Origin of the sequence: uncultured Megamonas sp. (assembly GCF_958438645.1) — a bacterium.
Classification (GTDB): domain Bacteria; phylum Bacillota; class Negativicutes; order Selenomonadales; family Selenomonadaceae; genus Megamonas.
On the sequence record NZ_CAUBSM010000001.1, the window covers coordinates 246,117 to 268,369 of the forward strand.

The following is a 22,253-nucleotide window of genomic DNA, read 5'->3' on the forward strand; positions in this document are numbered from 1 at the left end:
CTTTAAAAATTTGTATCTAATTTATTATACAACAAATACAAAAAAATCCATAATAAAAATATTAACCTACTAATAATCTATGGTATAATTAAAGAAAAAGTATAAGGTGGCGATACTATGAATACTATGAAATCGAAACATTTATTAATTCTACTATTATCTCTATTTGTATTTTGTTTCAGTAGCACAGCTTTTGCTAATAAAGCACAAGATGAAGCCATTGATTATCTCAAACAAGCTGTAGAAAATACCGCCAATGCTCAAAATCTGACTTATAAAATCAATTTATCTATGACAAGTCCACTTGCTGATGGTGACATTGATGTTGACGGTAAGTATTCTGAATTAATGAATACTTCTGGCAATATGGTTATTTCCTTCGACAGTTGGATAGATACTATTAAATTTAAAGCTACAACTCAATTTTATACTGAGATTACTGATAATAATTTAAATCAATATTTAAAAATGAAAACTACTCCTGTTATAAGTAATGTAAATCCTGATCAATGGTATATATCTAGTACAGCATTACCAAATAACATCAATGAAGTTTTTCTTGGTCAAAAACAATTTAATCTAGATAAAATTACACAAAATATCACTAATATCTTTATGTATGATGTAAATGAAAATACTACCAAAATTTATGTAACTTATACTAGACCTATTTTTGACGAAAGCATAAAAAAACAAATTAAAACACTTTATGCTAAAGATGACAACGAAAACTTAGCTAAATTAGATAATCTTTTAGAAAAAAATCCAAAATTAGCAGAAATCTTAGCTAAACCTAGAAAAATCTCTTACGAAATAACCATTGATAAAAAATCACTCTATATAACTAAACTAAAAACAGATTTCTCCAATAATATTCAAGAATTTGGCAATGAAGTTTTAGATAGTATTCCTGATGAAGAATTTTCCGATGTAAATGGTTATGTATTACGCAATACCTTTAAAAACTATTTAAATCTCAGTAAATTTAACTTAAACATCGACTTTGCTCATATCAATGAAACTAAAGTTGATAAAGTTCCGCAAGATATCAAGGATTCTTCTATTCCACTTCCAGAAACGAAACTACCTCAGCCAACTGAAACAACTTTACTATCTAATCTTTAATTAAATTCCTCAAAAAAAACTCTGCATATATCTTAAAATAAAAATTAAGATATATGCAGAGTTTTTGTTTTATATCATGAATATATCAATCTTCTTTTAATAAAGCTTGATAAATATCTCGTCTACTCATATTTAAAGCTTTTGCTGCCATACGCATAGCTTCTTTTTTATTTATACCCTTTTCAAGCAAATCTTGCACATATTCCACAGGTGAAATATTTTCTTTTATATCCTCTTGTTCACTTATCATTTCCTCTGTAGCACCAGATACAATAACTACAAATTCACCACGAGGTTCATTTTCATGAAAGAAATTCACTAATTCTTCTAAAGTGCCACGATTAAATTCTTCAAATTTTTTCGTAAGCTCTCTACAAGTTGAAGCTTGTCTATCTTTACCTAAAATATTCATCAATTCTTTTAACATATCTTTTAAATGATATGGTGTTTCATAAAAAATCAATGTTTCTTCTCTAAATTTTATAGACTCTAATAATTCTTTTCGCTTTTTACTTGTCTTAGGCAAAAATCCTACAAAAGTGAACTTTCTTGTGTCTATACCAGAACAAATAAGTGCTGATAGGGCTGCATTTGCTCCAGGAATAGGCGTTACTTTTATGTTTTCTTGAATCGCAAGTTGTGCCAAATGAGTCCCAGGATCTGCAATTCCAGGAAGGCCCGCATCACTTACAACGGCGATATCTTGACCTTCTTTTAATTTTTCTATTAGCTCTGGTCCTTTTTCAAATTTATTATGCTCATGATAACTTGTAAGAGCTGTATGAATATCATAATGTGATAATAATTTTCGTGTATTTCTCGTATCTTCAGCCGCTATCAAATCCACTTCATTTAAAATTCTAACTCCACGATAAGTCATATCTTCTAAATTTCCAATAGGTGTAGCTACTAGATACAAACAGCCATATTTATTTTCTATCATATATATTCACCTCGCATCTTACAATCTATCTGGATAATAATATTCCATCAATTTTTTTGTATATTCACCGTTATCCTCATGAACGATAAGTGCTGGCTCCACACTCAATCCACCAGGAGCACCTTCTTTGACTCCTTCAATCAAAACAATGTTTGGTGCTTTTTCTCGCTTTGGTTGTACTAATTGCAATCTTTTTGCTTCAATATTGTATTTATGAAAAGCTACCATGATTTCACCTAATCGCTCTGGCAAATGTACCATAGCAAAACGGCCTTTTCGCTTCAATACGAAACTGCCTGCTCGAACTACATCATCAAGTGTAGCAGTTATTTCATGTCTAGCTCTTGCCACTCCATCTAAAATATTTAAATGACCTTGATTTATTTGACGATAAGGCGGATTAGACACGACAAAATCCATAGATTGAGGTCTATAGTATTCTTTTATCTTGCATAAATCTCCTTCTTGAACACAGATTTTATCTTGCAATTTATTCATTATCATATTGCGTTTGGCAATTTCACAAGTTACAGGATTTATCTCCAAAGCGTCCATTTTCATCGCTCTATTAGATAATAATAAGGGAATAACTCCTGTTCCTGTGCCTAAATCTAATCCTCTAGCATTTTTACGTACAGTTACAAAATGTGCTAATAATACAGCATCAATAGAAAAACAAAACTCTTTGTTATTTTGAATTATTTTCAATCCGCCAGCTAATAAATCATCTATACGTTCATTTTCTTTTAATCTTGAATTCCAATCAGATATCATCGTCATCTTTTTCTACAACATCTTCCCATGAAGCCACAATTGTTTTCTTAGAGTCTAATAATACAGTTACAGTGCGTTTTTGCATATTGATAGAAATAGCTTTTCCTTCGCCTTCCATAGATACTACACGACTGCCCTGTTTTGGTGGAGCAATAATACTATTTTGTTTACAACAACCTTGATATAAATCATTTTCATATTTTAAACAACACATCAAACGGCCACAAATACCAGATATTTTTGTCGGATTTAAAGATAAACTCTGGTCTTTTGCCATGCGAATGGATACAGGTTCAAAATCGCCCAAGAAAGTAGCACAACAAAGTGGTCTACCACAGCAACCTATTCCGCCTAATAATTTTGCTTCATCGCGTACGCCAATCTGACGAAGTTCAATGCGAGTATGAAATACTGCTGCTAAGTCTTTTACTAATTCCCTAAAGTCAATTCTACCTTCAGCAGTAAAGTAAAAAATTATCTTATTCACATCAAGTGTATATTCTACGCTGATGAGCTTCATTGGCAATTCACGCAAGCGAATTTTTTCTTCACAAATAGCATATGCTTCTTTTTCCTTTTCGCTGTTTTCTGCCAATTTATCAATATCTTCTTGTGTTGCTTTTCTTTGTACGTCTTTTAATGGCTGTACAACTTCTGAATCTGGAACATCACGAGGCCCTATAACTACTGTTCCAAATTCAACGCCACGAGCAGTTTTTACTACTACACCATCACCTTGGGCTAATTCCAATCCACCTAACCCAAAATAATATATTTTACAAGCTTTTTTAAATCTTACACCTACAACGGTCTGCACAAAGTGCCCTCCTGTCTATTTATTTCTCGTTATTTATTTTGCCAGTCTAAAATAAATTTTTGCAAGATAAGTTTTATATCAGCATTAGAATTTAATCGCTTTAAAATATCTTCTACCAAAGTCAATTTTGCCAATAAATCGACTTCATTATATTTACCTTGTAAATTTAACAAGTCTTCTTTTATATCTTGATTGTAAATAATATCTATATCTTTATTTACCTTTATCAGTAATAAATCCCTCAATAACATCTGCAAATGACTCATTATTTCATTTATTTTTTCTCTATCCAAATTTGATAATTCATCAATAAACGACCAAATTTGTTTGATTGAAAAATCTTCTTGAAGACAAGACAATGCCTTTTGCCTTAAGGCTAAAGCGTCATCATCAATAAATTGCATAGCTTTTAAAATACTTCCGCCAGATAATCTAGCAATAATCATTGCTTTATCTTGCGTTATATCCATTTTTTGTTGCAAAACCTTTGCTACTTCCTGATAATTTAAAGGAGCAAAATATATTTTCATACAACGCGATAAAATCGTAGATAATATCATATCTTTATTTGAAGTAATTAAAATAAAAAACACTTCGCCTACTGGCTCTTCTAGAGTCTTAAGCAAACTGTTTCCTGCTGTATCGTTCAAATATTGAGCATCATTTATAATCACTACTCGTCTATCCGATAAATATGGGGATAGTGCAATTTGTGATTGCATTTGACGTATCTGCTCAATTTTAATTAATTTTCTTGTTTTACCTTCTGGTTCTAAAAAATAATAATCTGGGTGGTTTTGTTCATCAAACATCTTACAAGAATTACAATAACCACAAGCTGTATTATTTTCTTTAAAATTAGGACAAAGTAGTGATTTAGCTAACATTTTAGCCATTAATAATTTGCCAATACCATCAATTCCTGAAAATAATAAGGCATGAGGTAATTTCTTTTCTTGCAATAATAATTGTAAATCCGCTTTTATTTGCTCATGCCCATAAATATCTTGCCAACTGCTCATCTTAATTAATATAAACAAACTTATTTAATAGTTCATTTATCTGTTCATGATACTGTGATAAAGATACTGTATCTTCATTTTCAATACATTGATTGATATTTAATAATAAATCATCTACTTTATTTGCATAATCATATAAATTATACTGCGGTAAATCTTCTTTTACAGAATTTGTCACCACAATATAAAATTGTCTTACAGCTAAGGTCACAAAATCCTTAATAATTGCCTGATAAACTTGCATCTGTTCACTACTAGGATTTTGTAATAATAATTTATACTCGTCATCTACTTTTATGCGTTGCATCTGCATCATAGAATAGAATTCATCATTTAACATACTATTCTTTTCTTGACTCATATTGAACATCCTTTACTCTTACATATATTTAGACAGCAAAATTTTTTTATTAATAAAAAAGTTTTAGCCATAATTTATTTTTTATGACTAAAACTTAGTATATCATAAAGCTCTTTAATTATAAAGTTTATCGACTTTTATCTACTATTTTTATTTAATCAAACCTTGGATTTTTTGCCAAACATCTTCATGAATTTCTTCTATAGTTCTCAATTGATTATCTCTAGCACATTCAACGATATCCCAATCATAGCGATTTGCCATTTCCTGATAAACCTCATGGCATTTTTCTAAATAATTTTTATCTTGTTCATGGATATCTTTTTTGCGATTATCTTTTTTGGCTCTATTATCAATCAACTTATTGCTTATATCTGGTGGCATATTCAAGAAAATAACTTTATCTGGCACTGGAAGTCCCATTTTCGTAAATTCTGTATCCCAAAGCCATGATAAAAATTCATCACGCATTTTGCTATCTTCTATTTTTACAGCTTGATGAACCATATTCGATGTAGTATATCTATCCGCTAAAATAATAGTGCCTTCTTCATAATCCTTTTTCCATTTCATGCGATATGAAGCATATCTATCCACAGCAAATAATACTGAAGCAGCATAAGCATTTACATCATCTACATGACCGCCAAACTCACCTTGTAAATACATTTTCACTGGAGTGCATGCTGGACTTTCATAATCTGGATACTCTATTTTTTTTACCTTATAACCCGCTTGATTTAATCTATCATATAAAAGCTTAGTCTGTGTAGCTTTACCACAACCATCACCTGCTTCAATGATTATGAGTTTTCCTTTCACTATTATTCCTCCACTATATTAATATTTTCTAAATTCATATCTTCTGGGCCTATTATATGACCTCCATTTTGCTTTTGCAACAATACATAGTCAATAATTTCTTGACTTATTTCTTCACCTGGATAAATCACAGGTATTCCCGGTGGATAAAATGTGATCAATTCCCCAGCTATCTTACCTACACTTTGTGCAAATTTTACTTTTTTCGTCTTAGCAAACATTGCCTGTCTTGGCGATAAAACATAACGAGGAATACTTGGCAAATTAATCTGCACCAATGGAATCATCTCTTTATCCTGAAAAGATTTTGCCAATTCTTGCAAAGCATGTAATAAATACGCACATTCTTTTTCACTATCAGCATAGGAAATAATAAATAATAAATTATACATATCAGATAATTCACATTGAATCTTATATTTATGTCGTAAAATCTGTTCTGCCCGAGCACCGCTTATTCCTAGCTTACGCACACAAACAGTTATTTTTGTCACATCTAAATCATATTTGCCTTCACTGTTCATATACTCACGGCCAAAACAACTTAGATTTGGAATTTTATTAATTTGCTCACGTAAATCTTCCGCTAATTGCACAGCCCTACCGACTAAATCTTTACCTTCCATTGCCATTTGTCTGCGTGCTACATCAAGTGAAGCCAATAATAAATAATTAGGGCTTGTCGATTGCACTAGACTACACATTTTATTAAAACGCTCTACATCTACGCGTTGTTTTTTCATATGCAATAAAGATGTTTGCGTCATTGAACCCACGATCTTATGCGTACTTTGGGCAACAATATCTGCCCCTGCGGATAATGCTTGCATTGGAAGTTTATCGCAAAAAACTAAATGTGGCCCATGTGCTTCATCTACCAATAATAACATATTATTTTCATGCACCAATTTAGCTATACTTTGTATATCCCCTGCCACTCCATAATATGTAGGATAAACCATTATTACAGCTTTAGCATCTTGATTTTCACGTATTACTTTTTCTAATTCAGTTTTCGTAATGCTCATAGCAATACCCAAATTTTCATCTATTTCCGGCTGAATAAATACAGGTATTGCTCCAGCCAAAACCAAACCACCAAGTACAGAGCGATGTGCATTTCTAGGTATTATTATCTTATCTCCAGGATTTACAGCCGTTAAAATCATCGCATGAATAGCACCTGTCGTTCCATTGATAAAAAATCTAGTTTCATCTGCACCATATAAATCACTTGCCAAATCCTGTGCCTGTTTTATACAAGTAGACGCCCCATGTATATCATCTAATTCTTCCATTAAAGATACTTCCATCTTAAGTCCTGTATCTGTTATCATTTCACGAAGTTCATTTGCAGCACCTTTGCCTTGTTTATGTCCTGGTGTATGAAAAGCCATCGCTTTATCTTCAATATATTTTTTCATTGCTGTATACAAAGGTGTATTATTTTGCTCCATTAAAAAACCTCCTTTAAAAACTAAATCTAGTATATCATAAAAAAAATTCCTATATAAAAATATAGGAATTTTAATTTCAAAATCGCTAAATATAAAAATAAATATTATTTTTTTCGTCTACCTGCTATTATCATTCTAACAATAGTCACTACTACAAATGCTCCTACTAAGCCTAACATCACTTCCATAAAAGAACTATATCCTTTTTGACTTTCTGGAGACATTGTAAAAAAGACACCACATAAAACTAAAATAATCACTAATAAATTAGCAATAGATGCTTTACTTATGGTTTTTCCTCCTCTCAAAATACTATTCTAATGCCACTGTCTTTGGTAAAGAAAATCCATTAAAAGTCGTAGCCGATACTTTACTATAAGCTCCAGCATTTAAGGCTATTAATAAATCTCCTTCATCTAATTGTGGACAATACATTTCTTTTTTTATTATATCCAATGAATCGCAACTCGGACCTGCTATAGTGGCTTTTTCATCAGCATTTTTTTCATCTTTCAATGATATTATATCATAATTCCAATGATCAAATAAAATTCCTGAAAAAGAACCATATATGCCATCATCTACATAATACCATTGTTTGCCTTCACGCATTTGTTTACCAATTATTGAAGTAATTACATTTACGGCACTACCACAAATATATCTACCAGGTTCAGCCCAAACTTCTACATCTTCAAAATCAGCTAAACAATCATTTATACTTTTCATGATTTTTTCTGCATCGACATCTTTGTCTAAACATGGTACAGGTAAACCGCCACCAATATCCATATATTTTATATCAATACCATTATCACGAATTTTATCTATTAATTCTCGTACTAAAGAAAAAGCTTTTTTATATGAATTCATAGAGAGAACTTGACTTCCCACATGAAAACATATTCCATTTGCTTTTAAACCGTTAGCTTTTGCATAATTCAATAAATCTAAAATCTTTGTCTCATCTGCACCAAATTTTATATTTAAATTTACAATAGCATCGGATTGTTTAATCTTCACACGAGCTAAAACTTCTGCATCTGGTACATATTTTTTTATTTTATCAATTTCATTTTCACTGTCAAAAGTAAATCGCTTTATACCCACCTTACTGGCTTCAATCAGTCCTTCTATTGTTTTAACAGGATTAGCATAAATCATTCTTTCTCCTGATACACCCATTTCAGACAATAGCCTTATCTCTCCGGCTGAAGCGACATCAAAATTAGAGCCTAATTTTATCAGCTTCTCTAAAATACACTTCGCTGAATTAGCTTTAATTGCATAAAAAACCTTCAACCTTGGTATATGTTTGCACAATAAATTATAATTTTCTTCAATATGCCCTACAGAAATCACCTCTAATGGTGTAGCATATTTTTGTGCTAACATTGTAGCTTTTTCTTTTGTCAGTTTAAAACTTTTCATAACACTCCCCTTATTCTTCGCACAGTATCTTTGATGTGCATTAACAAATGATGTTTATAAAACGCATTTTATAAACTTACAACATTATACTACTTTTCAACTGAAATTGTTATAAGTTTTTATAAATTTTATGTAAAAATACAAAAAAGACGATTGCCATAGACAATCGTCTTTTTCTATAAAAATATTTACTGTTTATTAAAGAACAGATTTAACAGTATTTACAACATTTTCAGTAGTGAAACCGAATTTTTTGAATAAGATACCAGCAGGAGCAGAAGCACCGAAACCATGCATAGTTACTACAGCACCATCTAAACCTACATATTTACCCCAACCAAAATCAGTACCAGCTTCTACAGCTACACGAGCACGAATAGCTTTTGGAAGAACTGCTTCTTTGTATTCAGCAGATTGCTGTTCGAATAAGTCTACGCAAGGCATACTTACTACACGAACATCAATATTTTCTTTTGCTAATTCTGCTTTAGCATCTAAAGCTAAAGATACTTCAGAACCAGTTGCAATGATGATTGCATCTGGAGTTTCTTTTGTGGAGTCAGCGATTACATAACCACCTTTTAATGCTTCTTTAGAGCTACCAGGAAGCTGTGGTAAGTTCTGACGAGTTAATACTAAACCTGTTGGAGTAGTTTTGCTTGTTACAGCAAGATACCAACCAGCAGCTGTTTCTGTAGCATCAGCTGGACGGAATAAATTGAAGTTTGGTAAAGAACGAAGCATAGCATATTGTTCTACTGGTTCATGTGTAGGGCCATCTTCACCAACACCGATACTATCATGAGTGAATACCATTGTTACAGGTAAGTTCATCAAGGAAGCTAAACGAAGCATTGGTTTTGTATAATCACTGAATACGAAGAATGTAGCACCATAAGAGATTAAGCCACCATGTAATTGAATACCATTTACGATAGCTGCCATAGCGAATTCACGAACACCAAAGTGTAAGTTTCTGCCAAGATAATCATCTTTGCTGAAATCACCAGCATCATTCATATGTGTTTTATTTGAAGGTGCAAGATCAGCACTACCACCAAAGAGATTTGGTAATCTATCTTTTAAGCGGTTAATCATTGTACCAGAAAGAGCACGAGTTGCTACTGCTTTATCTTCATATGCCCAGAATTCTTCATCTTCAAGAAGACCTTTAGCATCAACTTCACCGAAGTATTTATCCCAAAGAGCTTTTAATTCAGGATATTTTGCACAGTAATTAGCAAAGAGTGTATTCCAAGCTTCTTCAGCTTTAGCACCATTTTCAGCTAATTTATTGTAGTTATCATAAACTTCTTGTGGAACATAGAAAGGTTCTTCGCTTTCCCAGCCTAAGAATTCTCTCATAGCTTTTACATTATCTACACCAAGAGGTTCACCATGAGCGGAAGCTTTACCTTGTTTTGCTGGGCAACCATAGCCGATTTGAGTTCTAACAGTGATGAAAGAAGGACGAGTTTTATCAGCTTTTGCTTCTTCAATAGCTTTGCCGATAGCTTCTAAGTCGTTACCATCTTCAACAGTGATAGTTTGGAAACCAAATGCTTCCATGCGTTTTTGTACATTTTCAGTGAAAGCAATATCTGTGCTACCTTCGATAGAAATTCTATTGCTATCATAGATAACGATTAATTTATTAAGACCAAGTGTACCTGCTAAGGAGAATGCTTCAGAGGAAATACCTTCCATCATGCAGCCGTCACCGCCGAGTACATAAGTATAATGGTCAACAACAGGGAATTCTGGTTTATTAAAAGTTGCAGCCAAATGAGCTTCAGCCATAGCCATACCAACAGCCATACCCATACCAGCACCGAGTGGACCAGTTGTTGCTTCAACGCCTACAGTATGACCGTATTCTGGATGACCTGGAGTTAAAGAGCCATCTTGACGGAAGTTTTTAAGATCTTCTATAGTTAAGCCATAACCAAACAAATGTAAAAGAGCATAGAGCATAGAAGAACCATGTCCACCAGATAAGATAAAACGATCACGATTAACCCATTTAGGATTTTTAGGATTGTGGATCATATGTTTGCCCCAAAGTTCATAAGCAACTGGTGCACAGCCAAGAGGAAGGCCTGGATGTCCGGAATTTGCTTTTTGTACTTCATCTGCTGCTAATACACGAATGGCATTAACTGATAAATTATTAATGTCTGTCATTTTTACTACCCCTTTTTTTATTTAGGATTTATATATATTTTTATATATTTTTAAAAAATTTATATAACTCTATATACTTCCTAATGTTGTATTACAACTTTATTTAACAAAAATACAACTTATCTAATCAAACAAATTTATTATAATGGATATTTCAGTTTTTTTCAACAAATAGATTTATAAACTAGCAAAAAATCTTTATTATGCAACTTTTTTTATAATAAATTTCACCCAAAAGAAAAAGCAAGATACTCTAAAGTATCTTGCTTTTTATCTTATTCTGTTACAGTAGCTTCTTCTTGTGCTTTATGTTCAGCAGCCTCTAAATCAACTACATTAATATTTCTATATCTACTCATACCAGTACCTGCTGGAATTAATTTACCAATGATAACATTTTCCTTAAGACCGATAAGTGGATCAACCTTACCTTTAATAGCTGCATCAGTAAGAACACGAGTAGTTTCTTGGAATGATGCGGCAGATAAGAAGGAATCTGTTGCCAAGGAAGCTTTTGTAATACCTAAGAGGATTGGACGAGCAACGGCTGGAATACCGCCTTCTTCAATAGTTTTAGCATTTGCAGATTCAAAACTATTGATATCAATATATTCACCAGGGAGGAAATCTGTATCACCAGAATCTTCAATTTTAACTTTATGAAGCATCTGACGAACCATAACTTCGATATGTTTATCGTTGATACCAACACCCTGAGATTTATATACTTTCTGTACTTCGTATACGAGGTAACGCTGTGTTTCACGTAAGCCACAAATACGTAAAATATCATGTGGATTAATAGAACCTTCAGTGATTTTTTCACCTGGCTTAATTCTTGCACCATTTTTAACGATGAGACGAGAACCATATGGAATTAAATATTCTCTAGATTCGCCTTCATCTGGTGTAATAGTAACCACACGCATTTCTTTATCTTCAGAAATGAGTACAGTACCTTCAATTTCTGCAATAATAGCATGATGTTTTGGTTTTCTTGCTTCGAACAATTCTTCAACACGTGGAAGACCCTGTGTGATATCTTCATCACTGGCAACCCCACCGGAGTGGAATGTACGCATTGTAAGCTGTGTACCAGGTTCACCGATGGACTGAGCAGCGATAATACCAACTGCTTCACCCACTTCAACCTGATTTGCTGTAGCAAGGTCTTGACCATAACATTTAATGCAGACACCAAGCTGAGATTTACATGTGAGTACGCTACGAATAGAAACTTTTTCACGTACTTTGCAAATTGCTTTAGCAAGAGCAGGTGTAACTGTTTCGTTAAGGGAAGCGATTTTTTCACCAGTAGCAGGATCGATAATATCTTCTGCTAATACACGTCCTACGATACGATCTTCAAGAGATTCGATGATACCGTTACCTTCTTTAATAGCTTCAACTTCGATACCGCGAATATTGTTATTGCGAACTTTAACTTCTTTCGCATCGCTATTTAATACAGCTTCGATATATTCTTCTGTAAGTGGTGTATTTGCAGGAATGATTTCTGCACCTGTGCTATCATAAACAGCATCAGTTGTATTTTTACCAAGCATTTCATGCATCATAGCATGTTTGATGGATTTACGTACATTTTCTTCAGGAGCACCAAGAGCTATTGTTTCAGTGGACATAGAGTTGAGTCCTTCATAAATAGCGGAACCTTTGAGTACGATTTCGCTAACATTATGTTCACCAATAGTATTGAGAGCTTCTTCATCAAGTGTAGTATCTGCAGTATAAAGAACTTCTCCAGTTTTTGGACTAACGATATCATTTGCAAGCACACGGCCTTTTAAGCTATCGCCAAGTTCTTTGATTGCAGCACTAGAAGATGCAGCAAGTTTTGCACGTTCACGTACGAGGTTAATACCTACAACGTCACAGTCATCTTCACGAACGATAACGTCTTGAGCAACGTCAACAAGACGACGAGTGAGGTAACCAGAGTCAGCTGTTCTAAGTGCTGTATCGGCAAGACCTTTACGAGCACCATGAGAAGAAATGAAGTAATCAGACACTGTTAAGCCTTCACGGAAGTTTGCTTTGATTGGTAAGTCGATGATTTTACCAGATGGATCAGCCATAAGACCACGCATACCAGCGAGCTGACGCATCTGCTGTCTGTTACCGCGGGCACCAGAGTCAGCCATCATGAAGATATTATTGAATGTATCCATGTTAGCCATCATCGCATCAGCAACGTCATCTGTAGCATCGCTCCAGAGTTTTACAACTTTCTTATAACGTTCATCTTCAGTGATAAGACCACGATTATAGTCGCGTTCAACACGGTTAACAACTTTTTCTGTAGCTGCCAAAATTTCTTTCTTTTCTGGTGGAACGATGATATCGGAGATAGCAACTGTCATACCAGCAAGACAAGCATAATGGTAACCTAAGTTTTTAACATTATCAATTACTTCAGCAGTTTTAGAACCACCAAATGTTTCAAAGCATCTAGCAACTAATTTACCAAGTTCTTTTTTACCTGTTTTATAACCGAGATACCATTGTCCAGAGTTACCACCATGAACAATAGCTTCTTTAGCATCGCTAGCAAGTAAGTTTTTAATATAACCAGCATCAACAGCTGTATCTGCTGGAACAATTTCTTTACCTTCGCTATTAACGATAGGTTCAGCCATTTTCTTACCTTTTAAGCTTTTAATTAAAGCTTCACGAGCTTCTGGTGTATCAGCTTCTAAAGATACTTTTGTTACTTGATAGAAGTCACGAATTTCAGGCGGAAGAATTTCATTGAAAATCATACGACCAAGAGTTGTTTTTACAAGGCCATATCCTTCCATACGAACCTGAATTAATGCTTGTAATTGAAGATTTTTATGTTGATGAGCTAAAATAGCTTCATTTATACCAGTAAAGATTTTACCTTCACCCTGTGCATGAGGACGAAGAATAGTTAAATAATAAGAACCAAGTACCATATCCTGAGATGGAGTGATAATTGGGCCACCATCTTTTGGTGCTAAGATATGGTTAGCAGCAAGCATTAAAATACGAGCTTCTGCTTGAGCTTCTGCTGAAAGTGGAAGGTGAATAGCCATCTGGTCACCATCGAAGTCAGCATTATAAGCTGTACAAGCAAGTGGATGTAATTTAAGTGCACGACCTTCTGTGAGTACAGGTTCAAAAGCCTGAATACCGAGACGGTGAAGCGTAGGGGCACGGTTTAAAAGAACTGGATGTTCTTTAATAACTTCTTCTAATACATCCCAAACTTCTGGACGGATACGTTCAACCATGCGTTTTGCAGATTTAATATTATGTGCAAGTCCAGAATTTACAAGTTTTTTCATTACGAATGGTTTGAATAATTCAAGAGCCATTTCTTTTGGTAAACCACATTGATGAAGTTTAAGTTCAGGACCTACAACGATAACGGAACGACCAGAATAGTCAACACGTTTACCTAATAAGTTCTGACGGAAACGACCTTGTTTACCTTTGAGCATATCACTTAAAGATTTGAGTGGACGGTTACCAGGACCTGTTACAGCACGGCCACGACGACCATTATCGATAAGTGCGTCAACTGCTTCTTGAAGCATACGTTTTTCATTGCGTACGATGATATCTGGTGCACCTAAATCCAATAAACGTTTCAAACGATTATTACGATTGATTACACGACGATATAAATCATTCAAATCAGATGTAGCGAAACGACCACCATCTAATTGAACCATTGGACGTAATTCTGGTGGAATAACTGGTACTACATCAAGAATCATCCAAGATGGTTTATTACCAGATTTACGGAAAGCTTCTACTACTTCTAAGCGACGAATAGCACGAACTTTACGTTGACCGCTAGAAGTACGAAGTTCTTCACGTAATTCTTTATTCATTTTATCTAAATCTAACTCTTCTAAGAGTTGTTTTACCGCTTCAGCACCCATGCCTACTTTGAAGCTAGAGCCATATTTATCATAATATTCACGGTACTCGTTTTCAGATAAAAGTTGTTTTTTGATAAGTGGTGTATCACCTGGATCTAATACTATATAAGAAGCAAAGTATAATACTTTCTCTAAAGAACGAGGTGATATATCTAAAATAAGGCCCATACGACTTGGAATGCCTTTAAAATACCAAATGTGAGATACTGGTGCAGCGAGTTCTATATGACCCATACGTTCACGACGTACTTTAGCACGAGTTACTTCTACGCCACAACGGTCACAAATAATACCTTTATAACGAATACGTTTGTATTTACCGCAATGACATTCCCAATCACGTGTAGGACCAAAAATTCTTTCACAGAACAAACCATCACGTTCAGGTTTTAATGTACGATAGTTAATAGTTTCTGGTTTTTTTACTTCGCCATAAGACCATTCACGAATCTTTTCTGGAGAAGCTAGTCCTATGCGCATAGAATCAAAATTATTTACATCTAACAAGGGGCTGTCACTCCCTTTCTTTAAAATTCAGCCTTGCATCTGTTAAAAACTTTTATCACTAATAAACAGCCAATAAAAGCTACCTACTTACTATATTACTATTTTAATTTATTGATTAAGAGCATTTATATAGATAAATGCTCTTAAATCAATTAAATTAAACCATTATATTATTCATCAAAATTATCTGTACCAAGATCAGCAATAATATCATCTGCTGGTTCTTCAGTAGTATAATCATCATCTACTACATTTTCATCAGAAACGTCTGTTGTTACAGCTTGTCCATAAGATTCTTTAGTAGCTGTTGCATCCATATCTAATTCTTTTGCAGTTTCATTGATATCATCTTCAATATCATTGATCATGATTTCTTGTGCATCTTCAGAAAGAACCTTGATATCAAGACCAATACTTTGTAATTCTTTAATTAATACTTTAAAGGATTCAGGAACTCCTGGTTCAGGAATATTTTCACCTTTTACAATAGCTTCATATGTTTTAACACGTCCAACAACATCGTCAGATTTAACTGTTAAAATTTCTTGAAGTGTATAAGCTGCACCATATGCTTCGAGAGCCCAAACTTCCATTTCCCCGAAACGCTGACCACCAAATTGTGCTTTACCACCAAGAGGCTGTTGAGTAACGAGAGAGTATGGACCAGTTGAACGAGCATGGATTTTATCATCAACAAGGTGATGAAGTTTGAGCATGTACACGCAACCTACTGTAACAGGATTTTCGAAAGGTTCACCTGTACGACCATCATATAAAATAGTTTTACCATTATCAGAGAAGCCAGAAGCTTTGAGTGTTTCAAATACTTCGTTACCTTTAGCACCATCAAATACTGGTGTTGCAATATGAATACCAGCAACATCTGGTTTTGGCATACCATTTTTATCAAAATCATAGCCGATTGCACGTAAACGAGATTCTACAGTAGGATCTCCTGCTTTAATCTGCATACCGAGTTCACGAACAGCCATACCAAGATGAGTTTCAAGTACCTGTCCAATATTCATACGCGAAGGCACGCCTAATGGGTTAAGCACGATATTTACTGGAGTACCATCTGGTAAGAATGGCATATCTTCTTCACGCATAACACGGGATACAACCCCTTTGTTACCATGACGACCAGCCATTTTATCGCCGACAGAAATTTTACGTTTCTGAGCAATATATACACGTACCAATTGATTTACACCAGGTGGTAATTCATCGTTATTAGCACGATTGAAGATTTTAACATCAACAATTCGACCAGATTCACCATGTGGAACACGAAGAGATGTATCACGAACTTCACGGGCTTTTTCACCGAAAATAGCACGAAGTAATCTTTCTTCTGCTGTGAGTTCAGTTTCACCTTTTGGTGTAACTTTACCAACTAAGATATCGCCTGCACGAACTTCCGCACCGATACGAATGATACCATCTGCATCGAGATCACGAAGAGCGTCTTCTGCTACATTTGGAATATCTTGTGTGATTTCTTCAGGTCCAAGTTTTGTATCACGAGCATCGCATTCATATTCTTCAATATGAATAGATGTGTAAATATCTTCTTTTACGAGTTTTTCACTTAATAAAATCGCATCTTCGTAGTTATAACCTTCCCAAGGCATATATGCTACGATAACATTATAACCGAGTGCTAATTCACCATGATCTGTTGCTGGACCATCTGCGATAGGTTCTTTAGCTTCTACATGATCACCTTTGTACACGATTGGTACTTGGTTCATACATGTACCTTGGTTAGAACGTAAATATTTTTGTAATTTATAATGATCGATTTCACCAGTTTCGTCAGCACGAACTTCAATGAAATCTGCTGTTACACGAACAACTTCACCTGCATGTTTTGCAAGAACCATAACACCAGAGTCGCAAGCTGCTTTGTATTCCATACCAGTACCAACAAGTGGAGCCTGTGTTCTGAAAAGAGGAACAGCCTGACGTTGCATGTTCGCACCCATGAGTGCACGGTTAGCATCGTCGTTTTCGAGGAATGGAATCATTGCTGTAGCGATAGATACAATCTGTTTTGGTGATACGTCCATGTAATCTACACTATCTGCATCAACAAGCATTGTTTCTTCATGAACACGAGCTGTTACACGTTTAGCTTTAAACCAGTTATTTTCATCTAATGGTTCATTGGCTTGTGCAATTACTAAATCATCTTCTTCATCAGCTGTTAAATAACGAACATCTGTTGTTACTTGTTTATTAACTTTATCGACTTTACGATAAGGTGTTTCCATAAAGCCAAATTCATTAATACGAGCATATGTTGCAAGGGAACCGATAAGACCGATGTTTGGACCTTCTGGCGTTTCGATAGGACACATACGACCATAGTGGGAGTTGTGTACGTCACGAACTTCGAACCCTGCACGTTCACGGCTAAGACCACCAGGACCAAGTGCAGATAAACGACGTTTATGTGTAAGTTCACTAAGTGGATTATTCTGGTCCATGAACTGAGACAACTGGCTAGAACCAAAGAATTCTTTGATTGCTGCTACAACAGGACGAATATTTACAAGATTTTGAGCTGTTATTACGTCATTATCTTGTGTATTCATACGTTCTCTGATTACACGTTCCATACGAGATAAACCAATGCGGAATTGGTTTTGTAAAAGTTCACCAACAGAACGAATACGACGATTTCCTAAATGGTCGATATCATCTTTATGTCCATGACCATCCATTAAGTTTAATAAATAGCTAATGGAAGCAATGATATCATTGATAGTAATTGTACGATGATGATATGGCAATGTACGAGAACAAATCATTTTTATTCTGTCATGATTTTTATCTTTTACATAAACAATTGCATGTTCATCTTCACCAAAGATATTATTTTCCTGTTCAACAGTAATACCTTCAACCATGGATGCTTCAATTACAACATCAGCAGGAACTAAAACTTCGCCTGTTTCTTTATCTACTAATGGTTCAGCTAATTGTTTACCTAAAATACGACGTTTCCAACCTAATTTTTTAGTTAGTTTGTAACGTCCTACAGTTGCTAAATCATAACGTTTTGGATCAAATAAAAGTTGTTCTAGAAGTTGTTTAGCATTATCTACAGTAGGTGGATCACCTGGACGTTGTCTTTTGTAAATTTCTACTAATGCTTCTTCTTTTGTTACTGTATTATCACGGTCTATAGTGTTTCTAATGCGTTCATCATTATCAAATAAAGACATAATAGCATCATTTGTACCATAACCTAATGCACGGATTAATACTGTAGCTGGCAATTTACGATTACGGTCAAGACGAACAGAAATCACATCATTTAAATCTGTTTCAAACTCTATCCATGCACCACGATTTGGAATAACTGTGGCGTTGTATAATCTTTTACCAGTAGGATCAATATTTTCTCCATAATAAGCACCAGGAGAACGAACGAGCTGACTTACGATAACACGTTCCGCACCATTGATGATAAATGTACCTGTTTCTGTCATGAGTGGAAATTCACCCATGAAAACGTCCTGTTCCTTTACTTCGCCAGTATCATTATTAACCAGGCGTACATTGACATGTAGAGGAGCAGAATACGTAGCATCGCGTTCCTTACATTCATCAATATCATATTTTGGTTTTCCTAAATGGAATCCTTCAAACGATAACATGAGATTTCCTGTAAATCCCTGAATTGGAGAAATATCATGGAAAATCTCCTGTAATCCTTCCTTCATAAACCAATCATAAGAATTTCTCTGGATATCCAGAAGATGAGGCATATCCATAACCTCTTTGATTTTGGCATAGCTATACCTGGTCCGTTTACCAACTGAGACAGGATTGAACATTAAAATCTTCACCCCTCAAACCGAATTGAAACTAATATTAACATAGGAACAAAGTGTTTTCTTATCTTTCGCTTACTTATTAACTATTACTACACATTAAACGTTAAAAAGGCAAGGCACTTTTTCTTTTTAAAGACCTTGCTTTGTAATTGCCAAAGATATTCCTTTGTACACCTCATTCACTCCAAAAAATATATAAAGTCATAGAAATAACTTTATATTTCTATAACGTAATCAAAGATATTGACATTCTTTATCTTGTGATAAATATTTAATCACATAATCACCAAGATAAGATTTTTAAGAACTAAAAATTTCATTCTTAAAGGAACTGTCAAAAATCCCTTTGTAGCTTTTAAATATAAAACACTACATTATTTTACGTTTTTAAAGAACGTTAACTTAATAGGTTTGTTATTTTAACTTACCTAAAATCTAACATATTTGCTATATATTTCTTATATTTTTAATAAAAACTGTTTACAATTATGTTAAATTTTTTGAACGTTGCCCATCATAGACTGATTTTCATTTGGCTTATTAAACTAAAATCTAAGACAAATAATCACACGTCCAGTAATAATAAATTATATCATACTAGTTTATAAGCGTCAATCAAATATTATAGCTTAAAATACTATTTAAACTATAATATTTGATTTTAATCTTAAAGAATTTTAGATAAAAATAATTTTGTACGTTCTTGTTTAGGATTTTCAAAAATTTCTTTTGGTGTTCCCTCTTCAATAATACGACCTTCATCTACAAATAGCACGCGGTCTCCCACTTCGCGGGCAAAGCCCATTTCATGAGTAACAACGACCATAGTCATACCTTGCTTTGCTAATTTTTTCATAACATCTAAAACTTCTGTTACCATTTCTGGATCAAGAGCTGATGTTGGTTCATCGAAAAGCATAACTTTTGGCTTCATCGCAAGTGCACGAGCAATAGCAACACGCTGTTGCTGACCACCAGAAAGTTGACTTGGATATGCTTTTGCTTTTTCTTTTAATCCAACTCTTTGTAATAAATCCATAGCTGTTTCGACTGCTTCACTGCGAGAAATTCCCAATACCTTCATAGGAGCAAGTACAATATTTTCTAATACTGTCATATGTGGAAATAAATTAAAACGCTGGAATACCATACCGATATTTTCACGAATTTTATTAATATCTGCATGTTTATCAAGCTTCATATTATCTACAGTGATATCTCCACTTGTAGGTTCTTCTAAATAGTTCATGCAACGAAGTAGTGTAGATTTACCAGAACCACTTGGCCCAATTATAACTACCACTTCTTTTTCTGCTATGGAAACATCTACACCTTTTAATACTTCTATATGTCCAAAGGATTTATGCAGATTTTTAATTTCTATCATCAACTTGGTACCTTCTTTCTAAATATGCTACAAAACGAGAAATAGATAATGTCATTACTAAATAAATCAAAGCAACACAAACCCAAATTTCTAAAGAAGCATATGTTCTAGCAATAACCAATTGACCACGACGAGTCAATTCTTCAAAACCAATAACGGATACTAATGATGAATCTTTCAATAAAGCAATGAATTCATTACCTAATGGTGGTATTACACGTTTAAAAGCCTGTGGGATAATTATATATCTCATCGTCTGGAACCAAGATAAGCCCAAAGAACGACCAGCTTCCATCTGACCATTATCGATAGATTGTATACCAGCTCTAAAAATTTCAGCTACATATGCACCACTGTTGATACTACAAGCAGCAATAGCAGCTACAAACGGATTCATTTTTATACCTGTTAAAACTGGTAGAGCAAAATATATCAAGAAAATCTGTACTAATAAAGGTGTTCCACGCAAGAAATCAACATAAATAGCTGCTAACCATTTAATTATTTTTATTTTACTAATACGAGCAACGCCAACGAACAAACCAATAATAATACCTATTGCTACACTAAGTGCTGTAATTTGAATTGTAAAGATAGCACCTTCTATAAGCAATGGAAAAGCATTAATAATAATATCAAATTTAAAATCCAAAAATAAAACCTCCTCACTTTCTTCTGTTATAGAAAAAGGACACTGACCATCAGACAGTGTCCTTCTAGGTTACTATGTTAAATACAAAATCTATTATTTAGCAGGTTTTGTGCCAAACCATTTTTCATAGATTTTGTCATATTCACCATTTTCTTTAAGAGTTTTTAATGCTGCATCTACTTTTTCTTTTAATTCTGTATTACCTTTTTTCATTGCAAAACCATATTCTTCAGAAGTGAGTTTGTCATCTAAACGTTTTACATCAGTATCTTTAGTTTTAGCAATATAGTAATCATTTACAGGAAGGTCATTGATAACTGCATCAACGTTACCTGCTTTTAATTCCATAAATGTATCAGCAGAACTATTTAAAGCTTTTACATCAGCACCTTCGATTTTCTGTGCTTCTTCCATGCTAGTTGTACCAATTTGTACAGCGATTTTTTTACCTTTTAAGTCAGCAAAACCTTTGATATCATTGTTATCTTTTGGAACAACAATAGTAAGACCGGAAGTATAATAAGGATCAGAGAATTCTACCTGATTTTTACGTTCGTCATTGATAGTCATACCAGAAGCAATTATATCAATATTACCAGATTCCATAGCAGGAATTAAACCATCAAAGTTAACATTTTGAATTTCAGCTGTATAACCCATTTCTTTAGCTACAGCTCTAATTAAGTCCATATCAAAACCTTGATATTCAGTACTACCATTTTCATCTTGGAATTCAAATGGAGCAAAATCAGCATTTGTACCAACGCGTAATACTTTTTCACCACTTGAAGCTGTTTTATCAGAACTATCTTGTCCACAGCCAGCAAAAAGTGCACTTACAGCAAACATACAAAGAGCACATAAAGTTAATAGTTTTTTACTCATTATGTAACTTCCCTTCTTTAAAATTATTATAAAATAAATAATATAATTGATAATTGCATCTAATCTTAAAAAAGGCCCGGAAAATTCCGAGCCTCCTTGCCGGTTA

16 protein-coding genes are annotated in these 22,253 nt (G+C 34.0%); 1 reads left to right on the top strand and 15 read right to left on the bottom strand.

The genetic code is table 11. The features are described 5' to 3' along the window. Positions 1-117 precede the first annotated feature (117 nt). Positions 118-1,125: a hypothetical protein gene (locus tag Q5I67_RS01205; protein WP_302486114.1), complete on the top strand. Its 1,008-nt coding sequence runs from the start codon at positions 118-120 to the stop codon at positions 1,123-1,125. Between the two features lie 85 nt (positions 1,126-1,210). Here the strand turns inward: Q5I67_RS01205 and rsmI are convergent, their stop codons facing one another. The 15 genes from rsmI to Q5I67_RS01280 all read right to left on the bottom strand — a co-directional run bounded on the left by rsmI (position 1,211) and on the right by Q5I67_RS01280 (position 22,147). Then, positions 1,211-2,068: a 16S rRNA (cytidine(1402)-2'-O)-methyltransferase gene (gene rsmI / locus Q5I67_RS01210; RefSeq protein WP_296897201.1), complete on the bottom strand. Its 858-nt coding sequence runs from the start codon at positions 2,066-2,068 to the stop codon at positions 1,211-1,213. An 18-nt stretch (positions 2,069-2,086) separates the two neighbouring features. After that, complete coding sequence (locus tag Q5I67_RS01215) at positions 2,087-2,842, bottom strand: tRNA1(Val) (adenine(37)-N6)-methyltransferase (protein WP_302486187.1); 756 nt, start codon at positions 2,840-2,842, stop codon at positions 2,087-2,089. Continuing rightward, complete coding sequence (locus Q5I67_RS01220; protein WP_008538724.1) at positions 2,832-3,659, bottom strand: stage 0 sporulation family protein; 828 nt, start codon at positions 3,657-3,659, stop codon at positions 2,832-2,834. The genes Q5I67_RS01215 and Q5I67_RS01220 overlap by 11 nt, the downstream gene beginning before the upstream one ends. A gap of 29 nt (positions 3,660-3,688) precedes the next feature. Beyond that, positions 3,689-4,699, bottom strand: coding sequence for a DNA polymerase III subunit delta' (gene holB, locus Q5I67_RS01225; RefSeq protein WP_302486115.1), 1,011 nt, complete (start codon positions 4,697-4,699; stop codon positions 3,689-3,691). After that, positions 4,683-5,042, bottom strand: coding sequence for a hypothetical protein (locus Q5I67_RS01230; protein ID WP_302486116.1), 360 nt, complete (start codon positions 5,040-5,042; stop codon positions 4,683-4,685). The genes holB and Q5I67_RS01230 overlap by 17 nt, the downstream gene beginning before the upstream one ends. 150 nt (positions 5,043-5,192) lie before the next feature. Beyond that, a complete protein-coding gene (locus Q5I67_RS01235) occupies positions 5,193-5,867 on the bottom strand; it encodes a thymidylate kinase (protein WP_296923365.1) in 675 nt (224 codons plus the stop codon). Then, complete coding sequence (locus Q5I67_RS01240; RefSeq protein WP_302486117.1) at positions 5,867-7,321, bottom strand: aminotransferase class I/II-fold pyridoxal phosphate-dependent enzyme; 1,455 nt, start codon at positions 7,319-7,321, stop codon at positions 5,867-5,869. The genes Q5I67_RS01235 and Q5I67_RS01240 overlap by 1 nt, the downstream gene beginning before the upstream one ends. Positions 7,322-7,425: 104 nt before the next feature. Further along, the gene (locus Q5I67_RS01245; protein WP_302486118.1) at positions 7,426-7,581 is read right to left on the bottom strand and encodes a hypothetical protein; all 156 of its coding nucleotides are present in this window, start codon (positions 7,579-7,581) and stop codon (positions 7,426-7,428) included. 52 nt (positions 7,582-7,633) lie between these two features. Next, positions 7,634-8,752, bottom strand: coding sequence for a type III PLP-dependent enzyme (locus Q5I67_RS01250; protein ID WP_302486119.1), 1,119 nt, complete (start codon positions 8,750-8,752; stop codon positions 7,634-7,636). 198 nt (positions 8,753-8,950) lie between these two features. Then, positions 8,951-10,936: a transketolase gene (gene tkt / locus Q5I67_RS01255; RefSeq protein WP_302486120.1), complete on the bottom strand. Its 1,986-nt coding sequence runs from the start codon at positions 10,934-10,936 to the stop codon at positions 8,951-8,953. Between the two features lie 275 nt (positions 10,937-11,211). Next, positions 11,212-15,375: a DNA-directed RNA polymerase subunit beta' gene (rpoC, locus tag Q5I67_RS01260; RefSeq protein ID WP_302486121.1), complete on the bottom strand. Its 4,164-nt coding sequence runs from the start codon at positions 15,373-15,375 to the stop codon at positions 11,212-11,214. 170 nt (positions 15,376-15,545) lie between these two features. Further along, the gene (gene rpoB / locus Q5I67_RS01265; RefSeq protein ID WP_296922399.1) at positions 15,546-19,223 is read right to left on the bottom strand and encodes a DNA-directed RNA polymerase subunit beta; all 3,678 of its coding nucleotides are present in this window, start codon (positions 19,221-19,223) and stop codon (positions 15,546-15,548) included. A 667-nt stretch (positions 19,224-19,890) separates the two neighbouring features. Continuing rightward, positions 19,891-20,610: an amino acid ABC transporter ATP-binding protein gene (locus Q5I67_RS01270; protein WP_296896020.1), complete on the bottom strand. Its 720-nt coding sequence runs from the start codon at positions 20,608-20,610 to the stop codon at positions 19,891-19,893. Beyond that, positions 20,597-21,262 carry an amino acid ABC transporter permease gene (locus tag Q5I67_RS01275; protein WP_296896007.1) on the bottom strand — a complete coding sequence of 222 codons (666 nt, stop codon included), beginning with the start codon at positions 21,260-21,262 and terminating at the stop codon, positions 20,597-20,599. Before Q5I67_RS01275 ends, Q5I67_RS01270 begins: the two co-directional genes overlap by 14 nt. Positions 21,263-21,355: 93 nt before the next feature. Next, entirely contained in the window at positions 21,356-22,147 is a 792-nt protein-coding gene (locus Q5I67_RS01280; RefSeq protein ID WP_296896009.1) for a basic amino acid ABC transporter substrate-binding protein, read from the bottom strand. Positions 22,148-22,253: the final 106 nt, after the last annotated feature.

Coding starts and splice junctions, on each gene's coding strand:
- Q5I67_RS01205 (WP_302486114.1), top strand. CDS start 118: ATGAATACTATGAAATCGAAACATTTATTAATTCTACTATTATCTCTA.
- rsmI (WP_296897201.1), bottom strand. CDS start 2,068: ATGATAGAAAATAAATATGGCTGTTTGTATCTAGTAGCTACACCTATT.
- Q5I67_RS01215 (WP_302486187.1), bottom strand. CDS start 2,842: ATGATATCTGATTGGAATTCAAGATTAAAAGAAAATGAACGTATAGAT.
- Q5I67_RS01230 (WP_302486116.1), bottom strand. CDS start 5,042: ATGAGTCAAGAAAAGAATAGTATGTTAAATGATGAATTCTATTCTATG.
- Q5I67_RS01240 (WP_302486117.1), bottom strand. CDS start 7,321: ATGGAGCAAAATAATACACCTTTGTATACAGCAATGAAAAAATATATT.
- Q5I67_RS01250 (WP_302486119.1), bottom strand. CDS start 8,752: ATGAAAAGTTTTAAACTGACAAAAGAAAAAGCTACAATGTTAGCACAA.
- tkt (WP_302486120.1), bottom strand. CDS start 10,936: ATGACAGACATTAATAATTTATCAGTTAATGCCATTCGTGTATTAGCA.
- rpoB (WP_296922399.1), bottom strand. CDS start 19,223: ATGTTCAATCCTGTCTCAGTTGGTAAACGGACCAGGTATAGCTATGCC.
- Q5I67_RS01270 (WP_296896020.1), bottom strand. CDS start 20,610: ATGATAGAAATTAAAAATCTGCATAAATCCTTTGGACATATAGAAGTA.
- Q5I67_RS01280 (WP_296896009.1), bottom strand. CDS start 22,147: ATGAGTAAAAAACTATTAACTTTATGTGCTCTTTGTATGTTTGCTGTA.